Annotated in this window: 17 protein-coding genes and 3 tRNA genes; 8 read left to right on the top strand and 12 right to left on the bottom strand. The window is 48.6% G+C overall.

Annotation, left to right across the window (positions count from 1 at the left end; genetic code table 11):
• From AR688_RS03425 to AR688_RS03410, 4 genes are all read left to right on the top strand, one after another.
• On the top strand, positions 1-426 hold the full coding sequence (locus tag AR688_RS03425; RefSeq protein WP_231731904.1) for a DUF3192 domain-containing protein: 426 nt from the start codon (positions 1-3) through the stop codon (positions 424-426).
• Positions 416-1,777 (top strand): hypothetical protein, encoded by a 1,362-nt coding sequence (locus tag AR688_RS03420; protein ID WP_068229137.1) that lies wholly within the window; start codon positions 416-418, stop codon positions 1,775-1,777. The genes AR688_RS03425 and AR688_RS03420 overlap by 11 nt, the downstream gene beginning before the upstream one ends.
• A 163-nt stretch (positions 1,778-1,940) precedes the next feature.
• The gene (locus tag AR688_RS03415) at positions 1,941-2,948 is read left to right on the top strand and encodes an isocitrate dehydrogenase (RefSeq protein ID WP_068229134.1); all 1,008 of its coding nucleotides are present in this window, start codon (positions 1,941-1,943) and stop codon (positions 2,946-2,948) included.
• 181 nt (positions 2,949-3,129) lie between these two features.
• Positions 3,130-3,348 (top strand): VF530 family DNA-binding protein, encoded by a 219-nt coding sequence (locus tag AR688_RS03410; protein WP_068229131.1) that lies wholly within the window; start codon positions 3,130-3,132, stop codon positions 3,346-3,348.
• 36 nt (positions 3,349-3,384) lie between these two features.
• Here AR688_RS03410 and AR688_RS03405 read toward each other — a convergent pair whose 3' ends face one another.
• The 8 genes from AR688_RS03405 to AR688_RS03370 all read right to left on the bottom strand — a co-directional run bounded on the left by AR688_RS03405 (position 3,385) and on the right by AR688_RS03370 (position 9,271).
• Positions 3,385-3,954, bottom strand: a complete 570-nt coding sequence (locus AR688_RS03405) for a nucleoside deaminase (RefSeq protein WP_068229128.1) — start codon at positions 3,952-3,954, stop codon at positions 3,385-3,387.
• Positions 3,955-3,956: 2 nt separating this feature from the next.
• Positions 3,957-4,427 carry a xanthine phosphoribosyltransferase gene (gpt, locus tag AR688_RS03400; protein WP_068229124.1) on the bottom strand — a complete coding sequence of 157 codons (471 nt, stop codon included), beginning with the start codon at positions 4,425-4,427 and terminating at the stop codon, positions 3,957-3,959.
• 32 nt (positions 4,428-4,459) lie between these two features.
• Complete coding sequence (gene deoD / locus AR688_RS03395) at positions 4,460-5,161, bottom strand: purine-nucleoside phosphorylase (protein WP_068229121.1); 702 nt, start codon at positions 5,159-5,161, stop codon at positions 4,460-4,462.
• Positions 5,162-5,170: 9 nt separating this feature from the next.
• Complete coding sequence (locus AR688_RS03390) at positions 5,171-6,385, bottom strand: phosphopentomutase (RefSeq protein WP_068229118.1); 1,215 nt, start codon at positions 6,383-6,385, stop codon at positions 5,171-5,173.
• Between the two features lie 269 nt (positions 6,386-6,654).
• Positions 6,655-8,820: a prolyl oligopeptidase family serine peptidase gene (locus AR688_RS03385; RefSeq protein WP_068229115.1), complete on the bottom strand. Its 2,166-nt coding sequence runs from the start codon at positions 8,818-8,820 to the stop codon at positions 6,655-6,657.
• Between the two features lie 139 nt (positions 8,821-8,959).
• Positions 8,960-9,035: transfer RNA gene (locus tag AR688_RS03380), tRNA-Phe, on the bottom strand.
• Between the two features lie 19 nt (positions 9,036-9,054).
• Positions 9,055-9,130 (bottom strand) — tRNA-Thr (locus tag AR688_RS03375).
• A 65-nt stretch (positions 9,131-9,195) separates the two neighbouring features.
• Positions 9,196-9,271: transfer RNA gene (locus AR688_RS03370), tRNA-Phe, on the bottom strand.
• A gap of 199 nt (positions 9,272-9,470) precedes the next feature.
• Here AR688_RS03370 and AR688_RS03365 point away from each other — a divergent pair.
• The gene (locus tag AR688_RS03365) at positions 9,471-12,236 is read left to right on the top strand and encodes a hybrid sensor histidine kinase/response regulator (protein ID WP_068229112.1); all 2,766 of its coding nucleotides are present in this window, start codon (positions 9,471-9,473) and stop codon (positions 12,234-12,236) included.
• Between the two features lie 43 nt (positions 12,237-12,279).
• On the opposite strand, the gene AR688_RS03360 is transcribed toward AR688_RS03365, so the two are convergent.
• A complete protein-coding gene (locus tag AR688_RS03360; protein WP_068229109.1) occupies positions 12,280-13,890 on the bottom strand; it encodes an endonuclease in 1,611 nt (536 codons plus the stop codon).
• A gap of 204 nt (positions 13,891-14,094) precedes the next feature.
• On the bottom strand, positions 14,095-15,690 hold the full coding sequence (locus AR688_RS03355) for an isocitrate lyase (RefSeq protein ID WP_068229106.1): 1,596 nt from the start codon (positions 15,688-15,690) through the stop codon (positions 14,095-14,097).
• A gap of 227 nt (positions 15,691-15,917) precedes the next feature.
• Between AR688_RS03355 and AR688_RS03350 the strand changes: the two genes are divergently transcribed.
• A complete protein-coding gene (locus AR688_RS03350; RefSeq protein ID WP_068229103.1) occupies positions 15,918-16,856 on the top strand; it encodes a LysR family transcriptional regulator in 939 nt (312 codons plus the stop codon).
• Positions 16,857-17,266: 410 nt separating this feature from the next.
• Here AR688_RS03350 and aceB read toward each other — a convergent pair whose 3' ends face one another.
• Complete coding sequence (gene aceB, locus AR688_RS03345) at positions 17,267-18,871, bottom strand: malate synthase A (RefSeq protein ID WP_068229100.1); 1,605 nt, start codon at positions 18,869-18,871, stop codon at positions 17,267-17,269.
• A gap of 240 nt (positions 18,872-19,111) precedes the next feature.
• Between aceB and AR688_RS03340 the strand changes: the two genes are divergently transcribed.
• A complete protein-coding gene (locus tag AR688_RS03340) occupies positions 19,112-19,765 on the top strand; it encodes a DUF2726 domain-containing protein (protein ID WP_068229097.1) in 654 nt (217 codons plus the stop codon).
• Between the two features lie 154 nt (positions 19,766-19,919).
• On the top strand, positions 19,920-20,114 hold the full coding sequence (locus tag AR688_RS03335) for a hypothetical protein (RefSeq protein ID WP_068229094.1): 195 nt from the start codon (positions 19,920-19,922) through the stop codon (positions 20,112-20,114).
• Between the two features lie 56 nt (positions 20,115-20,170).
• Here the strand turns inward: AR688_RS03335 and AR688_RS03330 are convergent, their stop codons facing one another.
• The gene (locus AR688_RS03330) at positions 20,171-21,724 is read right to left on the bottom strand and encodes a methyl-accepting chemotaxis protein (protein ID WP_068229091.1); all 1,554 of its coding nucleotides are present in this window, start codon (positions 21,722-21,724) and stop codon (positions 20,171-20,173) included.
• Between the last annotated feature and the right edge of the window lie 20 nt (positions 21,725-21,744).

Below are 21,744 nucleotides of genomic sequence, written 5' to 3'. Positions count from 1 at the left end.
ATGATGCAAAAAGCCACTTCAATGTTTCAGCTGAAACTACGTAAATGGACCTGGCTCAGTATCGGGCTGGTAGTGTATCTGTTGCTCACGGCTACAGTATTTTTCTGCTATCAGGATGATGTCGACCAAATGACCTGGGTAGACCGGGAAGCCTTTAACTATAAACTGATCAACCAATATAAATTGACTGACAACCTGACACAGGACGACGTTATGCGCCGCCTTGGCACACCAGATATTACTGAGGCAGTGTTGCAGGGCAAAGATCTGTATCAGGTATTGTATTACCGCACCCACCGCAGCGTTTCAGATGGCATAACGACTGCTGATGAATGCACAGCCTTGCTGTTTAAAAACCGCAACCTGCAAGCCATAGGCGAAGAGGCGGTGCAGCGCTACACTGTTATTAGCGGCCATGCAAACTGACCCAGGCCCATGGCAGCGTTATCAGCAACTTTACCAACACTGCGTTAGCCAGGATGACACCACTGCCACAGCTGAGGCGCTGTATAAAACAGCAATACGGCTAAGCAAACAGCGCGAAGCACTTGATACTACAATCACTTATGACGGCATTAACCAGCCAATCCACCAACTGCCAGCATCACTGTGGCGTATTGAGGTATTGTTATATCTTGCCGGTTGCTATCAGCTACAACCGATTAACCGGCGTTTACTGCTTCTTGCCGGCTGCTGCAGCGCTTTAGTGTCTGCAGTGCAAACATCGCCATTGCCGTACCCTGCCCTGACAGCCGCCAGGCAGCTTAAAGCGCTGCCGCAAGCTGCCAGCGTAGTGAAAGTGTTAAGTGGCTGCTATGCCACTGAGCGCAAACAACCGCAATGGCAACAAACATTGTTGAGCCTGCTGCTAACACAAAGTGAGTATCTGTCTAACCGCAGCGAATGGCAGGGGCAGTTAGCCACGCGCCTGATGCTAAGCCAAAGTGACTATGAATTAGATATTTTGCACCAGCTACTGCAGCAGCCAGTTACAGAGCTAACACCACAACCGGATACCTTTGCCCATTTGCTGCAACATTCCCGCTTTAGCGAACTGCGCCATTATGACAACAAAACCTTAGAGCATTACCTGACAACCAGCCCGGAGCGCTCAGCACCCTTGCTGGCACTGGCAAGCCAGTTAAACCGCCAGCAGCAAAGTGTGCATAGCGTAAAGCTGGCTATTGGCATTATCGGCCGTGATGCCTTGCCTGCAGCGCTGGCTCAGGCAGAGCTGCAGCATTATCTTAGTGCCCTGCATCACCCGTGGCAGGACGTGTTTAGTCAGTTTTGTCATGTGCTTGCACAAGCGCTGCAACTGTTTATGCCCAAGCTGCAAAGCACCGATAGCCGCTTGCTGGCACTGTGTTGCTGCGCCCCGCTATGGCTTAACCCACTTTACCAGCGCACTGCGCTGGTTAATCGTACTACCACCGGTTACCAAAGCGCTTTTACTCCGGCGCTAAATTGCCAAAGTGAAACTTACCTGCCACAGCTTATTGAACTGCTGCAGCTATACCAGCTGGATCATTACAGCGCCGCGGTTACGGCCTGGCTACAACCCAGTACAAGCCAGCGTTTAACAGTAGTTGCGGTTAATCTGCAACTGGCATGGCATAGCAGCCTGGTGCTGTACTGCGCAGCATCAGCCCAATCCTTTAACGCTCTGCTGAGTAAAACTGCAACGGCTGGCAATACAGCGGTTGCAGCAGATGTGTGGCTGCAACAACTGATACAACGCAGCCAATGCTATTACCCCATCAGCCTTAAATTGTAGTTTTATTACAACATTCACCAGCCTTATAGCGTATATAACACAGATAACTGCGCTAAACTGGCACCAAACTGGCGTAATGTGCCGAAAAATGCTATATTCTGCGCCGTTTTCAGGCCCGCCAGAGGCCCTCTTTCCTAATAAATACGACAGCTAAGGATCCCCCATGAGCAAGCAAATTATTACTGTCATTAAAGGCGATGGCATAGGCCCAAGTATCGTTGAAGCCGCCATTCAGGTACTGGATAAAGTGGGCTGCAACTTCGATTATGAATATGTCGATGCCGGTTTAACTGCGCTGGAAAAAACCGGTGAGCTGTTACCACAGGCCACGCTGGATGCCATTGCCCGCAATAAAATCACCTTAAAAGGCCCTCTGACCACGCCGGTGGGTGAAGGTTTTACCTCTATTAATGTAACGCTGCGCAAGAAATTTAACCTGTACTCTAACGTGCGCCCGGTTATTTCATTTAAAGGCACTAAAGCCCGTTACGAAAACATCGACATCATCACTATCCGTGAAAACACGGAAGGTATGTACTCTGGCCATGGCCAGGTCGTGTCTGCCGACGGCCTGGTAGCAGAAGCAACCAGTATTGTGACTAAAGACGGTGCCGAGCGTATTGCAGTATTTGCCTTTGAAACGGCACGGCGCGAAAAGCGCAAGAAAGTGACTATTGTACACAAGGCCAATATTCTGAAATCCACCTCAGGTTTATTTCTGAAAACAGCACGTGAAGTAGCTACCCGCTACCCGGATATTGAAGCACAGGAAATGATTGTTGATAACGCCTGTATGCAGCTGGTAATGAACCCGCAGCAGTTCGACGTTATTGTTACTACTAACCTGTTTGGCGATATTTTGTCAGATTTATGCGCCGGTTTAGTCGGTGGCTTAGGTATGGCACCAGGCGCGAACATTGGTACAGATTGCGCTATTTTTGAAGCAGTACACGGCAGCGCGCCGGATATTGCCGGTAAAAACCTGGCGAACCCAAGCTCAGTGATCCTGGCCTCTATTCAGATGCTGGAATATTTAGGTATGCAGGATAAAGCGGAGAAAATCCGTAGCGCACTGGCAGATGTTATCGCCACCGGCGATCGCACTACCCGTGATTTAGGCGGCAGCTTCGGCACCACCGACTTTACCGCTGCGATGTTAGAGCGTTTATAAACCTGGACTGTATGCAGCCGGTTCAGGCATGAACCGGCTTGCTCACGCCAACACGCCGTAAACCCCTCCCTGGGGGCTCGACTCAGGCATCCATGCCTTCAACGGTTGACTTAGAGCAAGTCGATTCCTGCGTGAAATTATTAAGTGGCTATTTTTTTCCGTCAACAACAGAGGACTCTATATGTCTCAACCGAAGAACCCGCTGCATGGCGTTACGCTGGAGCAAGTTGTCACCGCACTGGTTGATCACTTTGGCTGGCCGGGCCTGGCAAAACAGATTGATATCAACTGCTTTAAAACAGATCCATCGGTAAAAAGCAGTTTGAAGTTTTTACGTAAGACGCCCTGGGCAAGGCAGAAAGTAGAAGAGTTATATGTAGCAACCAAGCTGTATCAGTAACGCTGATCCAGCTTTGGTTTGTTTAGCCGTTAAACCCTAGCCATTATAAATGGCACCACCGCTACCAATATAATTCTGCAATACGCTATTGGCTGCATCACGCTGTACCAATTGCACCACTTCTACGCCAGCGTCGCGTAAATACTGATAACTTTGCGCAAATACCGGGCCTTCATCAAAACCGATAGCACGGGCATCTGCTGCCGTGGCAGCGCATACTAGGCGCTTTACACCACTCCACAAAGTGCCGCCTAAACACATGGCGCAGGGTTCACACGAGGTAAATAGCTCACGCTTAACACCATCGGCCGATAAGCTAAAGCTCTGCACATTTTGCTCTGCCAGCATTATCGCCATCATCTCACCATGCGCAGTAGAGTTATGCAGTGGCACTACCCGGTTTACACCAACGCTAACCAGTTTGCCGCTGTCGCAGTCGAAAATAGCACTACCAAATGGGCCACCGGTGCCGCGCAGCACGTTTTGTTTTGACAGCTCGACCGCCAGCGCCATTTTTTCATCGTCGTTCTGATACACTTTTTGCCAGTCGACTACGTCGTTAATCCAGTCCGGCAAGTGCAGATTTAATTGTTGTACTGCGGTCATAGTTACTTCTCAGCCAACGGCTTGCTGTAGGCCAGTTCCATATCCCATGGCAGCTGGATCCAGGTGTCCTGCTCGATATCTGTTACGTATTTATCCACCAATGGCTTACCTTGCGGCTTGGCATACACAGTCACAAAACAGGCTTTAGGGAAGTGTTCGCGCAGGGCTTTGGCCGTTTCACCGGTGTCCACCAGATCATCCACAATCAGCAGTTTGTCAGAATCAGCCAGGCTGGCGTCTTTTAAAATGCTCAGGCTGCCTTGTTTATCATGGTCGTAACTGGCAACACAAATGCTGTCTACCACACGGATATTCAGCTCGCGGGCCAAAATAGCGGCTGGCACCAGGCCACCACGGCTTACAGCTACTATAGCGTTATAGTCCTGCCCCAGCAGCTGATGTGCCAGCTCTTTGGTGGCGCGGTGAAACGCTTCCCACGATACATAAAACATTTTATTGCTTGATAATGACATCTGTCTGTCCTGCAAAATCGGTTAAACGAAAATTATAAGCAGCCCAGTGCCACTTCAACCATTTCATTAAAGCTGGTCTGGCGCAGCTCAGCACTTAGTGCTTCACCGGTACGGATATGGTCGCTTACCGTAAAAATAGCCAACGCATTAATGCCGTATTCTGCTGCCACGCCATATAAACCGGCCGCTTCCATTTCTACCGCCAGCACGCCGTATTTTTCCAGGGTGTCGAATAAGGTTTCGTCCGGGTTGTAGAACAAATCTGAGGTAAAGACATTACCTACTTTTACATTGATATTTTTTGCCCGCGCAGCAGCTACGGCTTTTTCCAGCAGGTCAAAACTGGCAATAGCGGCAAAATCCATGCCGGCTAAACGGTTACGGTTTACGCTGGAATCGGTGCTGGCGCCCATACCAATCACCACATCACGTACTTTTACGTCCAGCGGCAAACCGCCACAAGAGCCAATACGGATAATGTTTTTAACACCATAAAACTTTACCAGCTCGGTGGCATAAATAGACATAGACGGTACGCCCATACCCGAGCCCAGCACGCTTACCGGTTTACCTTTATAGGTTCCAGTGTAGCCAAACATATTACGTACGGTATTGACACATACCGCGTCGGTTAAAAAAGTTTCTGCGATATGCTTGGCCCTTAGCGGGTCGCCCGGCATTAATACTGTTGCTGCAAAAGCGCCCTCTGGCGCATTGATGTGCGGAGTTGCCATAAAAATCTCTTAGTTAATTTTATCTAAAAAGGAGTCGCCGTAGGCCATGGCCTCCAGCTCAAAATAACCTGCCAGAGTCTGGCCGATGTCAGCAAAGCTCATGCGCTCGCCTAAATTAATGTCTTGCATACCGTTTTTGTAGGCCAGCACCGGAATATACTCACGGGTATGTTCTGTACCATGCCAGGTTGGATCGCAACCATGGTCTGCCGTCAGAAGCATTAGGGTGTCATCACCACAGGCTGCCATCAACTCAGGCAGGCGGCTGTCAAAGTATTCCAGCGCTTCGCCATAGCCGATAGGATCACGGCGGTGGCCAAAGTTCTGATCAAAATCGACCAGGTTAGTAAAAATAATGCTGTTATCAGCCTGTTGGGCCATTTGCGCCAGCGTTTTGTCTACCAGTGCTTCAAGGCCGGTGGCTTTTAAACTTTCACTAATGCCCTGATGAGCATAAATATCAGCAATTTTACCAATGCTGATCACCTTACCACCGGCATCTGTCAGCTTATCCAATACGGTTGGTGCCGGTGGCAATACTGAATAATCGCGGCGGTTACCGGTGCGGGCATAGTTATTGGCGTGATCACCCAGAAACGGCCGGGCAATAACACGGCCAATGTTGTACTTATCTAACAACTCACGGGCTACCAGGCAAAAATCCAGCAGTTTCTGCAGGCCAAAATGTTCTTCATGCGCCGCTACCTGAAACACGCTGTCGGCCGAGGTATAACAAATCGGCTTACCGGTTTTAATATGCTCATCCCCCAGCTTTACCAGAATATCAGTGCCTGAAGCATGGCAATTGCCCAAAATACCGGGCACGCCGGTACGCTGGCATAGCTCGTTAATCAATTCTGGCGGAAAACTGTCGGTTTTATCATGGAAATAACCCCAGTCGAACAGTACCGGCACACCGGCAATTTCCCAGTGGCCGCTTGGCGTGTCTTTGCCACTGCTTAACTCACGCGCATAGCCATAAGCGCCGGTTATCGCCCTGGCACCGGCTATATCGGCCTGCACACCATTTGAGGCCGCGGTGGCAGCCTTAACCAAGCCCAGCTGCGCCAGATTAGGCAGCGCCAACTGGCGGCCTTTTTGCGCATGAAAGGCTTTTGCGATACTGGCAAAAGTATTAGCGCCAACATCACCAAACTTATCGGCATCCGGTGCATAGCCAATACCAAAGCTATCTAATACCAGGATCACTGCTTTTTTTGCCATTGTCCTGCTCCTGATCTTTTGTTGTCCATCTGTGACAAACCAGTTGTGATAAAACCAGTTGTGATAAAACCAGACCAGCATAACCGTTACACGGCTGGCATAACAGGCTGGCGTGCACATTTAAAAAAGGGCACGCAGTGTAAAACGAAGCGCTAATCTTTACAATATCAACCTTAGTTAAACACTAAACTGTCTGAAACAGTATTGGGTAACTGTAGTAAAAACAAAGAACCCGCTATCACAGCGGGTTCTTATCATCGCTCAGCCGGTTAAGGCAGTTGCTTATAGCCCATGTTATACAGTGTAAAGCTGACCATATCGGCCGTTTGCTCAATCTGCTTTGATACCGGTGTGCCAGCACCGTGGCCGGCGTTGGTTTCAATGCGGATAAGCTGCGGGTTAACACCGGCATCTTTTGCCTGTAACTCAGCAGCAAACTTAAACGAGTGTGCCGGTACTACGCGGTCATCATGATCGGCAGTGGTTACCATCGTTGCCGGGTACGCCACGCCTGCTTTTACATTATGTACCGGTGAATAAGCGAGCAGGTAATCAAACATTTCTTTACTTTGCTCACTGGTGCCGTAGTCGTATGCCCAGCCGGCACCGGCAGTGAAGGTGTGGTAACGCAGCATATCCAGCACACCAACCGCAGGCAACGCCACTTTAATCAGCTCGGGCTGTTGTGTCATTACTGCGCCAACTAACAAGCCGCCATTAGAGCCGCCACGAATTGCCAGCTTGTCTTTCGAGGTATAGCCCTCTTTTTGCAGATACTCTGCGGCTGCAATAAAGTCGTCAAACACATTCTGCTTTTGCAACTGCGTACCGGCTTGATGCCAGGCTTTACCGTACTCACCGCCGCCGCGTAGGCTTGGCACCGCATATACGCCACCCAGATCCATCCACACCGCATTGGGAATGTTAAACGCCGGGGTCAAACTCACATTAAAACCACCGTAGCCATACAACATGGTTGGGTTGCTGCCATCGCGTTTCAGGCCTTTTTTGTAGCTGATAATCATCGGTACTTTAGTGCCATCTTTTGAGCTGTAAAATACCTGCTCTGACACATAATTATCGCTGTCAAACTTCGCGCCTGATTTGCTGTAAACTGCTGAGTTACCATCAGTTGGGCTAAAATCATAAATAGTTTGCGCCGTAATATAGTTGGTAAAGGTGTAATACAGCTTTTGGTCATCTTTTTTACCACTAAAACCACCGACACTGCCCACACCCGGCAGCGTAATATCACGTACCAGTTTGCCGCTGTAATCGTACTGCTGCACTTTGGCAATGGCATCAACCATATACTCAGCAAAGATATAACCGGCGCCGGTTGAGGCGCTAAGCACATTATCTGTTTGCGGGATAAGATCCTGCCAGTTTTCCGGTTGCGGTTTGGTAGCATCAACCGTAACCACTTTTTTATTTGGTGCATTTAAGTTGGTCACCAGAAACAGCTTGCTGCCGTCGTTATCCAGTAAGTCGGTATCCGAATCGGTATGACCCAAAATGGTCACCAACGGGCTGTCCGGGTTGGCTAAATCTTTTAAAAATAACTTATTGCCAGAGGTCGATACCGCAGCAGAAATCAGCAGGTAACGATCATCCTCAGTTACCGTAGCGCCAACATAGCGGTGCTTTTGTGCTTCAGTGCCGCCAAAAATAACGGCGTCATCTTTTTGTGCACTACCCAACTTGTGGTAGTACAGCTTATGTTGATCCGTTTTTGCCGACAGTTCACTGCCATCTGGCTTGTCGTAACTGGAATAGTAAAAACCTTCGTTGCCAAACCAGCTGATGCCGCTGAATTTAACATCTGTCAGCTCTGATTCCAGCGGCTTTTTCGTCTCAACATCGATAATGATAATTTTACGCCAGTCGCTGCCGCCTTCAGAAATAGAATACGCCAACATAGAGCCATCTTTAGAAAAACTAACTTCAGCCAACGATGTTGTGCCGTCACTGCTAAAGGTGTTGGGATCTAAAAACACCTCACTGCTGCCATCTTCCAGTTGACGGTACAATACATACTGGTTTTGCAGGCCATCATTTTTATAGAAGTAGGTGTATTTACCTTCTTTGAATGGCGCTGTAACTTTTTCGTAGTTCCACGATGCCGCCAGCTTTTGCTTCACCTGCTCACGGTATGGAATTTGCTCCAGATAATCAAAAGTAACTTTATTCTGTGCTGTCACCCAGGCTTCCGTTTCGCTGCTGCGATCATCTTCCAGCCAGCGGTACGGGTCGGCAATTTTTTGTTCAAAATAGCTATCTACCACATCGCCTTTAGCGGTTTGCGGATAGGTAAAGGTGGTTTTTGCAGCTTCTGTCATGGTTACACTATTGGGTTGGGTTGCAATATCAGTTTTTGATTCGCTGCCACAGGCAGCCAGTAAGGAAACGGCCAGGATACTTAAAACGTGCTTCATCGTGAGGAACTCCCTGATTCTTGTTGTTATAGCCCGCCTGAGCTTAACAAAGAAGCCGGTGTTTGCCTATTTCAGCTCAGCAGATTTTCAACGCTGTTAAACGAAAAAACCCTAACCAAATGGTTAGGGTTTTTAAAGATGGTGCCCAGAGGCGGAATCGAACCACCGACACGCGGATTTTCAATCCGCTGCTCTACCGACTGAGCTATCTGGGCAAAACTGGCTGACGCAAAATGGTGCCGCTTATCCGAGTCGAACGGATGACCTACTGATTACAAGTCAGTTGCTCTACCAACTGAGCTAAAGCGGCTGCGACAACGTGACACAAGTTGAATAACTCTGTTACTTTAGTACAACTTGAGCACCGAAAACTGATGGTGCCCAGAGGCGGAATCGAACCACCGACACGCGGATTTTCAATCCGCTGCTCTACCGACTGAGCTATCTGGGCAACGCGGGTCGTATTAAACGGATTTTACGATCTTAAGTCAACAGATATTTTAATGCTGCTGGTGCGTTAGCCTATTAGTTGAACAACCCGCTACAATAAGCAGCAAAAACCAAGACTGCTACCTAAATTATGAAAAGTTGTTAAAATGCCCGCCACTGCATAAAGTCTGCTGAGCTGGCAGCAAAATATTGGATAACTAATGGAAAACACGTCGTTTAGTAAACCGATTTTTAAGCGCCTGACTGTACTGTCTCTGCTGATTTTATTTGCTCAGGCAGCGCTGTTTGCCTGGCTAAACCAACCTGAGCCTAGCCTAAATGAACAGCAACTAAACCGGCTAACAGCTGACAGCCGCTTGCTAAGCCGCGTTTTACAGCCGCTGCTGGCAGAAAACAATACCGCGGCTACTGAGCAAATGCTGTTTCAAACCCGGGATGGTAATACCGACCGTGCACTTTATGTATACCGGACACTGCCCAACCAACAGACAGAACTTATTGCCAATACCAGTAATGTGCAGGGTTTTGTACCCCAGCCTGTATGGCAAGACAGTGCTCAGCAGCAGGATAACTATCTGATCGTCAATCAGCTGATTAATTTACCACAGCAGCAAAGCGCTATTCTGATCTACGTACAACAGTTAAAACTGCGCCCAAGCTGGCCTTTTTTTGCTGCTTTTGGCGTAAGTTTAGTATTGGCACTAACACTAAGCGCAGTATTTGCTGCCACTATTTCAGGCTTTTTCAGCCGCCGTATTAAGCCTTTATTAGTTAGCACCCGCCAGGCGCTGGATAAAGATCAATACGACAGCAGCGTCGACAGCCACGCACAAGACAGCTACGGCACTCTTGGTAGTTATATTAACCAGCTGTTCCGCCGGATAGAACATGCACAGGGAGCGCTGGCAGCATCGGAGCAGAACATTAAAAACCTGAAGCTGGAAGTAGAAACCCGCATAAAAGAGCGCACCGATGCGCTGGAAACCGCCAAGCTCACCGCAGAAAAAGCCAACGAAGCCAAATCGACTTTTCTTGCTACCATGAGCCATGAAATCCGCACACCAATGAATGGCATTATCGGTACTATTGATTTACTGCGTAAGACTCAGCTATCCACCTCGCAGTTTCGCATGACAGACACGGTACGTGAGTCGTCATTTTCATTGCTGCGCATTCTGGACGATATTCTCGACTTTTCAAAAATTGAAGCCGGTAAACTGCAACTGGAAACTATACCATTGTCGCTGGTGGATATTATTGAAGCTGTCGGCCGTATTCTGGTATCGGTAGCGCATCAGCGGCAAATTGACTTAAAACTGTTTATTGACCCCCGCATTCCCGACGGTCTGATTGGCGACCCGGTACGGTTGCGGCAAATTCTGTATAACCTGGCCGGTAATGCAATTAAGTTTACCCAGACCACGCCGGAGAAAACCGGACTGGTCATTATTAAAGCTGAGCTGCTGGAAGAAAATATGGATTTCAGCCAGATCCAGTTTAGTGTGACAGACAACGGCAAAGGCATGACGCAGCGCCAAATTAACTATGTATTTCAGCCTTTTAACCAGGCAGAGGGTTCAATTACCCGTAAATTTGGTGGTACCGGCCTTGGTTTATCTATTTGCCAGCGCTTAACCACACTGATGTACGGTGATATCAGCGTGAACAGTCAGGTTGATCAGGGCACCGAATTTATTGTGCGTATACCAATGCGCCGCTCGGATGAAATTCAATATCCGGATAAAGAACTACTGCGTGATATTTATGTATGCCTGTTCAGCGCAGACGTACACAATATGGCGCATTTACATGATTACCTCAGCTATACCGGTGCCGAACTTGATGTTGCCACCCATTTTGACACTCTGCTGCAAAAAGCACAGGCTCTGAAGCCATTACCTCCCAAACAGGCTGCAGTATGGGTGCTGGATGCAACCTATGAGCAGATCTCGGCAAATGAAATAGATCAATTGCTGCAGTTACCCACTATGGCCCAGGTACAGTTTGTGGTGATCACCAATCAGGTTGAATTGTCAGAGCGCAGCACCGACAGGGTGTATTATCTGCACAGCTCACCGATATGTCGCAGCCATTTATTTGATGCCGTGTTAATAGCCGCAAAGCGCAAAAGCAAACCGGTTTATACCAGCAGCGAACCACAACAAAACCGTCTGGTGCCCTCGCTTGAAGACGCACGTAAACAGCGCCGTCTGGTATTGCTGGCTGAAGATAATTTAATGAACCAGCGTGTAATTGTTGATCAGTTAAATGCGCTGGGTTACGCCGTAGAGGTTGCCGATGACGGCGCGATAGCGCTGGAAAAATGGCGCCAGTACCACTACCCGCTGCTGCTGACAGATTTGCATATGCCCAATATGAGTGGCTACGACCTGACCAGCGCGATCCGCAAAGAAAGCCTGCATTTAAGCGAAGGCGCCGAATTCACCCGTATCGTTGCGGTAACCGCCAATGCACTCAAAGGTGAAGAGCAAAAATGTCTGAGTGTAGGCATGGACGGCTATATCACCAAACCGATTGAACTGGCAGCGCTGGAAACCATGCTCACCCGCTGGCTACCGCACGCGGCTGAACTGAAAAAAACCACTGTATCAGCTACCGAAAACAATCAGAACAATTCGCCGATATGCTTTACCACTATTGCTAATTTCCTTGGCAATAACCCGGCCAAGCATGAAGAATACCTGAACTACTTTGTAAAACATGCCGCTGAGCTACTCAGTAATATGGCCACTGCAGTGCAGAATCAGGATCGCAGTACAGTGCGCTCAGTAGCACATCAATTTAAGTCGGTCGCAAAAAGTGTCGGTGCGCTTGGCTTATCCGATGACGCGCTAAAACTGGAAAAAGCAGCCGAAGAAAGTGACTGGCCGGTAATTAACGAGTATATCCGCCTGATGCAGGAGAAATATCAGGACGTAGTCAGCTACGTAAAACAGCGTTATTGAGCGTAAAACAACAGCGTCGGCAATAAGCCGACGCTGTCTTATTTTAGTTACCCCAGATAGCGCTGACAAATTGCGGATGATCAATAAAAGGGTTACGGTTACCCTGATACTGATATGCCGCATCGTTGCGATCACGCTCTTTCTGGCTAACCGGATCTTGCTGGTGCCATTGTTTCAGCAACTGCAACAACCAGTTTTCAAATACCTGAGTGGTCGTGCCGTTTAACGCTGCATTGGCTTCTGTGCTGTTGTTTTGCCAGTTTGCCAGCTGACTCTGATACCGGGTTGCCATATAAAAATATGCCCTGGCTATATCACCTTTAAACTCATCTATCGGTTCAAATACAGTGCCACTATAACCGCTACCGGCGATGGCGCTACCCAGTTTAGATCCGTTGGTTGAAGTGAAACTGGCGCTGCCTACTTTACCAAACGGATAGCTACCGCGTTTTGAGTTAACAAAACCGTCAGTGGCGAAAATATGATGGATATCGGAGTTCATCGGCTCTATGGCACCACCAAACCAGCTGCGCGGAAAGCTGTGCTCACGGTTATAGCAATCCGCTTCGCTGTTATAGCTACCACATTGATCGCTACCTGCAGCATATACATAGCTGTCTGTCGCAGAGGGTTTTTCCGAGTAGATATCCAAAATAGAGCCATCGTTCTCGTAGTAGTTATCCAGCTCATAAACATTGTAAAAACCCCAGATAGCGCTATATCCGCGCGCAGTGTGGTTATTAATGATGTTATGCAACGCTGTTTTCAGGTTGTAGCCGGTTAAGCCTGCAGCATCCGCGTAGTAGCTGCCTAAATCAACATCGCCACCACCAGCGCTGCCAAGCGTAAAACTATGACTTTGCTGAGCGCCGAAGCTGCTGCCGCTGAACACGGGCTGGTTGTTAAGTGTCAGGCTATAACTGCCATTACCGTAACTACAGCAAATACCATCACCATAGCTGTCAAAAATGGTAAAGCTGTATTCGCCATCGGCCAGACACCACTGCTCGCTGTAGCTGGTGTTACCGGCATAGCCTGAGCCGGCATATTGTTGCTGGTTTTGCGCATTAGTTAACTGCCAGCTGGTTTCTGCACCGTAGTTATCGGTGTTCAGTGCAAAGCTCAGGCTGGTATTGCTGCAGCCTGTCGCGGGTGGCTCTGTTGTGCTGGCCGGTTTAAACTCGTCAACATATACCAGCTCGGAGCCATCAAAGCCTGCTACATCATAAAAACGTAAACCGACTTCTATATTGCCACTGCTGGGTGCGGTGTAACTGTGGCTAAGTGTTTGCCATTGCCCGGTTAGTTGCTCATTGGAATAGCCCTGATAGCCGTTTACATAAAGCCGGGCTCTGACATTGCCTTCAGTATGATAAACCGCTGTACTGAAGGTATAAGTCTGACCGGCCGTTACGCCAACCAGCTGGCGAAAGTCAGTGTTAGCCTGATCTGCCGTATTAACACTGATGGCTGCGGCGCTACTACCGCTGAGTTTTATTGTGTTTGACTGACTAACGCTAATACCGCTGTCAATTAAGCTCCATGCCGTAGGCTGGCCCTGAGCCCATTGCTCAAAACCACCGTTAACTACGGTAGCCTGCGCCGGTGTTGCCAGCGCAGTAAGTACACCAAGTAAGAAGGTTGTTCTTTTCATCGTATTAGTCCTGTGGCTAAAAGCTGCCAGCCCAACGGTCAGCAGTGCCACTACACTATTGCAAATAAGCTGCATAAAAATAAAGCAATTATTAATTATTGATGAATTTATCAATAAAAAAGGCAGCTCAAGGCTGCCAACACTGTCAGTTTCCTGACCACGTAGTGTAAAACTAAAATTAACTCAAAACTTAACACTCAGCAGTTAAAACTGATTCATAGTGTTATGCGTACCACCGGCTTTTAACGCGGCTTCGCCGGAGAAATATTCTTTATGGTCATCACCCACATCAGAGCCGGACATATTCTGGTGTTTAACACAGGCAATACCCTGGCGGATTTCTTTACGCTGCACCCCTTCAACATAACCCAGCATACCAGCCGCACCGAAGTACTCTTTCGCCAGATTGTCGGTAGACAACGCTGCCGTATGGTAGGTTGGCAAGGTGATCAGGTGATGGAAAATACCAGCCTCCTGCGCTGCATCAGCCTGGAAAGTACGAATACGGTTATCGGCTTCCAGCGCCAGTTCGGTTGCATCGTAATCGGCACTCATCAGCAGAGCGCGGTCATAAGCGGATACGTCTTTACCGGCAGTTTTCCAGGCATCAAATACCTGCTGGCGGAAGTTTAACGTCCAGTTAAAGCTTGGGCTATTGTTGTACACCAACTTGGCGTTGGGTACCACTTCACGAATGCGGTTTACCATTTCGGCAATCTGGCCTACGTGTGGTTTTTCCGTTTCAATCCACAGTAAGTCAGCGCCATGCTGTAACGAGGTAATACAATCCAGCACTACCCGGTCAACGCCACTGCCCTGTTTAAACTGGAACAAACCACTGGCCAGGCGTTTTGGTTTCAGTAATTTGCCGTTGGCTTTTACCACCACATCGCCGTTGGCAATATCCTCAGCGCCGCTGATCACATCACCATCTAAAAAGCTGTTGTATAAGTCGCCCAGATCGCCCGGTTTATTGGTAACGGCAATTTGTTTGGTTAAACCGGCACCTAACGAGTCGGTACGGGCGACAATAATACCGTCATCCACGCCAAGCTCTAAAAAGGCGTAACGCACGGCGTTAATTTTCGCTAAAAAGTCAGCATGTGGCACGGTAACCTTACCGTCCTGGTGGCCGCATTGTTTTTCGTCCGACACCTGGTTTTCAATCTGAATAGCGCAGGCACCGGCTTCAATCATTTTCTTTGCCAGTAAATAAGTGGCTTCTTCGTTACCAAAGCCGGCGTCGATATCGGCGATAATCGGCACCACATGAGTTTCAAAGTTATCAATTTTGCTTTGTACTGCAGCAGTTTTGGCACTATCACCGGCAGCTTTGGCGGCATCCAGCTCACGGAATAAGCCACCCAACTCACGGGCATCGGCTTGCTTTAAAAAGGTATACAGCTCTTCAATTAAAGCAGGTACTGCGGTTTTCTCATGCATGGATTGATCTGGCAAGGGGCCAAACTCAGAGCGCAGCGCTGCTATCATCCAGCCAGACAAATACAGGTATTTACGTTTGGTAGTACCGAAATGTTTCTTAATAGCGATCAGTTTTTGCTGACCAACGAAGCCGTGCCAGCATCCCAGTGACTGTGTGTACTGGCTGCTGTCAGCATCATAGGCGGCCATATCGGCGCGCATAATTTTGGCAGTGTATTTGGCAATATCTAGTCCGGTATGAAACCGGTTTTGCGCCCGCATTCTGGCAGCTGACTCAGGGTTTATCGCACTCCAGGCCTCGCCATTGTGTTGGCGTAGCTGGGCGATGTGTTGTATTGCATCTTGGTAAGCTGACATAGCAGTATCCTCTTTTGCTTATTGCCCGGCTTGCCGGACGCTGACTGTTCCCAGGCTGATGTGCTACCTGTTGCATTACACTATAGGTTTCATTTTTGTAATTCATAAAGGTGATTTTTGTGATGCTGACCATTCATAAAACTAATACCAAAGTCAGCTTGACGCTGGCCACTGTGCTAATGCTATGATTCAGTTCAGTTATGGAATATCGCCGGGTTATTTAACTAATGAATATTAATAAAATGGATTTAAATTTGCTGGTGTACCTGGATGTACTGCTGCGCGAAAAAAATGTTACCCGTGCCGCCGGCAGGCTTAATATCACCCAGCCAGCCATGAGCAACGGCTTAAAACGGCTGCGCGACTTACTTAATGATCCGATACTGGTACGCACGTCTGACGGTATGGTACCAACAGAGCGGGCGCGTGAACTGGCACCGATAGTACGCGGCGTATTGTTAACGCTGGAAGAAACCTTGCAGCCGAATAAAGACTTTGAGCCGCTTAACAGCCAGCGGGTATTCCGTATTATGGCCAGCGATTACGCGGCATCTACGTTAATACCGGCATTACTGAAAAAAATGCGCGTGCAGGCACCACACACCAGCCTGGATATTATGACGCCATCAGACGTTACTTTTCATGATGTCGAAAACGGCAAGGTAGATATGGCGATTAACCGTTTTGATCAGCTACCGCAGTCGTTTCACCAAAAAACGGTATGGCGCGACAGCTTTTCCTGTCTGATCAACACACAAAACCCGGTGCTAAAAAACTTTAATTTAGACAGTTACTTAAAAGCGCAGCATATTTGGGTAAGTAAAACCGGCTTTGGCGTGGGTGTGGGCATGGACCCAAAAGACGTGCAAAAACTGGGCTGGGTAGATGAGGCCTTGGCTAAGTTGGGTAAACAACGCAGTATCTCGGTATTTACCCGCAACTACCATGTAGCAATGCATTTAGCGGTAGGCATAGATTTAATTGCCACTTTACCCAGCCGTGCAGCCCGCCTGTACGAAAATGATAGCGCAATGGCCATCATGGACCCACCGTTTGCTATTCCATCGATTGAGCTGAAGATGATCTGGAGCCCATTGCTGCATCAGGACGCCAGCCATATCTGGTTCCGCCGCTTAATTGTCGAAACCGCAGATGAGTTAAACTAACAACAAGCGAAGGCTGGAATCACGATTTGGTCGACACAGAGTGTCTGAGTGAGTGCGTAAGCGCGAGCGAGTTGCTGTGGCGAGCCAAAGCGGGAGTTGCAGCCGAAGCCTTGCTGCTGGCTTAGTAAAACACCCAGCCTCACTCGCCGGGGCAACTCGCCCTAATGCCTACGGCAGGGCTCAGACACTCCCCGGCTCCTTCAACAGGGTCTTTTCCACGCTGCGGAACAAGGGTGTTCTTCCTAACAGACGGGAACCACAATTTTGTCGGCACAGAGTGTCTGAGCCGCAGGCGAGTTGCCGTGACGAGCCAAATTGTGTGTTGCAGTTTGTTGAGGCTTCAAAACAAATCCACATAAAAAAGGCGCTGTCAGCAAGTCAGCGCCTTTTGCATTGGTGGTTTACTCAGGTTAATCAAGTAACTGATAAGCTGGCAGGGTCAGAAAATCTACCAGTTGATCAGAAGTCGTGATATCAAGCAATAAAGTTTGCGCTTTGGCAAAATTTTGTTCTGCCCATAACGTTTCACCTACTTCTGCCCGTACCACTTTTGCCTCCTCCTCTAACATAGAAGCAAATAAAGCTTTGGTAATCAGCTTGCCGTTACTTAAGCTTTTACCGTGTTTAATCCACTGCCAGATAGAGGTGCGGGAAATCTCTGCCGTGGCAGCATCTTCCATCAAACCATAAATCGGCACACAGCCTTTGCCGCTGATCCAGGCGGCAATATATTGCAGTGCCACCCGAATATTGGTGCGCATGCCCTCTTCAGTGCGCTCACCGTCACAGGGCTCTAACAGCTGTGCTGCAGTGATATCTTCATCTTCTGCGCGGCTGATATCCAGCTGGTTTTGCTTGCCGCCGGGCAGATACTTAGCAAATACTGCATTGGCCGTAGCCGCAAGGCCAGGGTGGGCCACCCAGGTGCCGTCGTGGCCGTTAACTGCTTCCAGCTCTTTATCTGCGGTTACTTTTGCCAGTATAGCGGCGTTTTCTGCACCATCTTTGGCTGGTATAAATGCGGCCATACCACCCATCGCCAGTGCTCCGCGTTTATGGCAAGTTTTTACCAATAAACGCGAATAGGCATTTAAAAACGGTTGCTTCATGGTAACTATCTGGCGGTCCGGCAGTACACGGTCAGCATGATTTTTTAACGTTTTGATATAGCTAAAAATATAATCCCAGCGGCCGCAGTTAAGCGCTACGATGTGATCGCGTAACATATACAGAATTTCATCCATCTCAAACACGGCCGGCAGCGTTTCAATTAATACTGTGGCGCGAATGGTGCCAATGGGCTGGCTGAACTTTTGCTCGGTGTAGCGAAACACATCGTCCCACCATTTGGCTTCCAAGTGGCTTTGCAGCTTTGGCAGGTAATAGTACACACCGCTGCCATTGGCTAAGCGCGTTTGGTAGTTGTGCAAAAAATACAGCGCAAAATCAACCAGAGAGCCCGGCACCTGCTCACCATCTACCAGCAAATGTTTCTCCCATAAATGCAAACCGCGCACACGGGCAATCAACAAGGCCGGATTATCCTTTAATGCATAGTGCTTACCGCTTTGCGGATCGGTATAGCTGATGGTGCCCAGATTAGCATCGCGCAGGTTGATCTGGCCTTCAATAACGCCAGCCCAGCTAGGCGCCTGCGAGTCTTCAAAGTCGGCCATAAACACTTTTACATCGGCGTTTAGCGCATTAATGATCATCTTACGGTCGACCGGGCCGGTAATTTCCACCCTTCGGTCCTGCAAATCGGCCGGTATTGGCGCCACGCGCCAGTCAGACTGGCGGATATTCGCCGTTTGTGGCAGAAAATCCGGCAAAGCTCCCGCATCATATAGCTGTTGTATTGTCTGGCGTGCGGCCAATAGCTCTTTTAAACGCGGACTAAACTCGCGGCTTAACGCTACCAGCAAGGCACAGGCCTGCTCTGTCAGAATAGTGTCGTAATCGGCATTTAACGGTGCATTTATGCTTAAACCGGCACGGCTGATGCTTGTTGTCATAAGTCTGTCCTTTTTTGCTGCCTGTACGCTATTTGCTGGTAAGGCTGTCGGGTATCAGGGGTAGGCATTAACTATAAGCGCTTTTCAACTATAAAATGTATTAATGCAGACAATGCCAGCCATTCGCAACATAAATAGTAAAAGCATGAATACATAAGAAAATATGGCACAACTTATGCTTTATCTATCACAGTCTTATGATGTGTCAGACATTGAGTCAATTTTCTGTCGGAGGTATGCATGGAATTTGTCCTGCTGTTAATTTTACTGTTAGTCATTGTTGTGGCTATGGTAGCCAGCCGCTTTATTGACAGTGGCAACCCTTTTCCGGTGCAGAAGAAAAACAGTTTATTCAGCCCGGTAGAGCGCTCTTTTATGCAACTGCTGGAAAAAGCCGTGGCTAACGATTACAAAGTAATGAACCGGGTAAAGCTGGCCGATATTATGGAGCTTAAAAATGGCACCAGCGATAAGACCCGTGCCAGCACCATGCTGAAGTTAAATACCAAGTACCTGGATTTTGTTTTATGTGATCCGCAGGATTTTAGCGTCATAGCAGTGCTGGATTTAGTTAACAACAGCAGCAAAGAAGGCCACAAGGCTGTACCCGACTGGTTTGTTAACGGCGCATTGGATGCGGCAGGCGTACCTTACCTGCGGATGAAAATAAAAGCCGGTTACACCGCCGCCGATATTCAGGCAGCCATTGCAGCCCGTTTAGGTAAAACGGTAGCCAAACCTGAACCGATGTTTAAAGGTTTAGTGAAAAAAGGCCCTACCCGGCCAGTACGCTCACTAAAACCGGCAACAACTGGCGGCAATACTTTGCCGGTGCCAGCTTTGTCGCACTCACAAATTAAGGCGCAGCAAACTGCGCTGATACAGGCTTCTTAACGCACTTGGAGAAATGAGTCACTCCGCGCTAAGTTGGAATGCCGCCCGCTGCAACGGGCGGCATTTTTTTATGCTTAAAAAAATTTTAAATAAACGCTAAAGATATTTATCTTCCAGCCGTTACAGTCTTGAGGAATTGGCATAGGAGGTAACTATGAGTCAATCCGTTGGCGCTGCGACGTCAAACCAGGGCTTTGAAGTACTGGGCGCCGTTATGGCGAAAAAGCAACAAAACCAGGAAGCTAAAATGGCAACCATGCTGGTACAAAGTGCTATGCAATCGGTTGAGCAGGTACAGGCTTCATCCCCTGTAGGCAACCTGGGACAAAATATAAATATTACGGTGTAAGTAATATTGTATGTAACAAAAACAAAGGCCAGCATTCGCTGGCCTTTTTATTAATACTACCTGGCAAACCGTACTACCAGCTCATGCAGTTCATTGGATACCAGCTGCAGCTGTTTAATACTGTCAGCAGAATTACCTGCTTCTATCAAAGTGTTATTGGCCAGGCTGGAAATATTCACCACCTGCTGATTCACTTCTTCAGCGACATTTGCCTGTTGCTCTACCGCCGCTGCCATTTGGATAGACATATTGGCTATGCTGCCCACAGCATCTGAAATACCATTTAGCATTTCTTCCGTCTCTTTCACGCGGATAAGCCCGGCCTCTGCGCCACTGGTGCCGTTTTGGGCAACCCGCACTGCAGTGTCGGCTCTGGTGGTTAAATCACTGATAATCTGATGAATTTCTTTAGTAGACTCTTGTGTACGCCGCGCCAGATTGCGCACTTCGTCGGCCACAACGGCAAAGCCGCGCCCTTGCTCACCGGCCCGCGCGGCCTCAATAGCAGCGTTTAGTGCCAGCAAGTTAGTTTGTTCAGCAATTTGTTCAATCATCTGCGCAACAGTAGCGATTTTCTTGGTTTGTTCGGACACTTCCGTTACAGAGCTGCTAATTTCGTTTACTGTGTGGCGCAGTTCTTCAATAGCCTTGCGGGTAACCGCTGCTGTTTGCCTGCTGCGCCCGGCCAGTTCGTTTGATTGTTCAGCACGCTCTGCCGTTTCCTGTACATGCTTTGATACTTCAGCGATAGTAGTGGTCATTTCGTGCATTGCTGTGGCGGCTTGCTCGGTTTCCTGCTGCTGGCGCTGGATCAGCTTCATAGAAGATTGCGCCAGCTCCAGGCCAAGATCCGATTGTTCCGATACGCTTTTCGCGGCATCTTCCATCCGGCTTAATACCGCACCTAAATGCGCTTTTGAGCTCATAACTGCCACTTTAAGCTCACCGACGGCAAGCCCATCATCAGTAAAGGTTTTCACCGCCAGCTCATGGCGGAACGAATTTGCCAGCAACATTTTGACGCTGTCTAACGCGTTTTTCTTACTAAAATTGGCCCACACCACATAACCAATTAACGCCGCCAGAATCAGCAGCTCAGATAAACCAGCAAAGCCGGAAAAATACAAAGCAGCGGCTATCGCCAACACCACAGCTAATACCACATTGGCCGCGCCAAGATGAAAATGCCTGCCGCGGAACTTCCCCTTATTAATGGCATCGTACAGCTTTTCTGCCCGCTTAATATCACTCCGTGCCGGGCAAGATCTCACCGACTCATAACCTATAACCCTGCCATTTTCCGTAACAGGTGTTACATAAGCATCAACCCAATAATAGTCACCATTTTTACTACGATTTTTCACCAGCCCCATCCAGGGCTTACCAGCCTTTAAATGCTCCCACATTATTTTATATGCCAGCGGCGGCATATCAGGATGGCGTACTATATTGTGCGGCTGACCGATTAACTCTTCTTTGCTAAAACCGCTGATAGCGATAAAGGCGTCGTTGCAGTGTCGGATATTACCGTTAAGGTCTGTGTTGGAAATCAGTTTCTGATTTTGCGGGAAAGTTCTTTCGGTATTTGTAACCGGCGTGTTACGGCGCATAACAGTGTATTCCTTACTGA

The sequence above is a fragment of the Rheinheimera sp. EpRS3 genome (assembly GCF_001513785.1).
In the GTDB taxonomy this organism is placed as follows: Bacteria; Pseudomonadota; Gammaproteobacteria; order Enterobacterales; family Alteromonadaceae; genus Alishewanella.
The sequence above is the reverse complement of the archived record's forward strand: the minus strand, read 5'-3'. Positions and strand labels throughout refer to the sequence as shown.

Bases quoted from the DNA above. Each gene is read 5' to 3' on its own strand.
- AR688_RS03330 (WP_068229091.1), bottom strand. From the start codon at position 21,724: ATGCGCCGTAACACGCCGGTTACAAATACCGAAAGAACTTTCCCGCAA.
- AR688_RS03410 (WP_068229131.1), top strand. From the start codon at position 3,130: ATGTCTCAACCGAAGAACCCGCTGCATGGCGTTACGCTGGAGCAAGTT.
- aceB (WP_068229100.1), bottom strand. From the start codon at position 18,871: ATGACAACAAGCATCAGCCGTGCCGGTTTAAGCATAAATGCACCGTTA.
- deoD (WP_068229121.1), bottom strand. From the start codon at position 5,161: ATGGCAACTCCGCACATCAATGCGCCAGAGGGCGCTTTTGCAGCAACA.
- AR688_RS03425 (WP_231731904.1), top strand. From the start codon at position 1: ATGATGCAAAAAGCCACTTCAATGTTTCAGCTGAAACTACGTAAATGG.
- AR688_RS03390 (WP_068229118.1), bottom strand. From the start codon at position 6,385: ATGGCAAAAAAAGCAGTGATCCTGGTATTAGATAGCTTTGGTATTGGC.
- AR688_RS03335 (WP_068229094.1), top strand. From the start codon at position 19,920: ATGAGTCAATCCGTTGGCGCTGCGACGTCAAACCAGGGCTTTGAAGTA.
- AR688_RS03415 (WP_068229134.1), top strand. From the start codon at position 1,941: ATGAGCAAGCAAATTATTACTGTCATTAAAGGCGATGGCATAGGCCCA.
- gpt (WP_068229124.1), bottom strand. From the start codon at position 4,427: ATGTCATTATCAAGCAATAAAATGTTTTATGTATCGTGGGAAGCGTTT.
- AR688_RS03420 (WP_068229137.1), top strand. From the start codon at position 416: ATGCAAACTGACCCAGGCCCATGGCAGCGTTATCAGCAACTTTACCAA.
- AR688_RS03360 (WP_068229109.1), bottom strand. From the start codon at position 13,890: ATGAAAAGAACAACCTTCTTACTTGGTGTACTTACTGCGCTGGCAACA.
- AR688_RS03355 (WP_068229106.1), bottom strand. From the start codon at position 15,690: ATGTCAGCTTACCAAGATGCAATACAACACATCGCCCAGCTACGCCAA.
- AR688_RS03405 (WP_068229128.1), bottom strand. From the start codon at position 3,954: ATGACCGCAGTACAACAATTAAATCTGCACTTGCCGGACTGGATTAAC.
- AR688_RS03365 (WP_068229112.1), top strand. From the start codon at position 9,471: ATGGAAAACACGTCGTTTAGTAAACCGATTTTTAAGCGCCTGACTGTA.
- AR688_RS03385 (WP_068229115.1), bottom strand. From the start codon at position 8,820: ATGAAGCACGTTTTAAGTATCCTGGCCGTTTCCTTACTGGCTGCCTGT.
- AR688_RS03340 (WP_068229097.1), top strand. From the start codon at position 19,112: ATGGAATTTGTCCTGCTGTTAATTTTACTGTTAGTCATTGTTGTGGCT.
- AR688_RS03350 (WP_068229103.1), top strand. From the start codon at position 15,918: ATGAATATTAATAAAATGGATTTAAATTTGCTGGTGTACCTGGATGTA.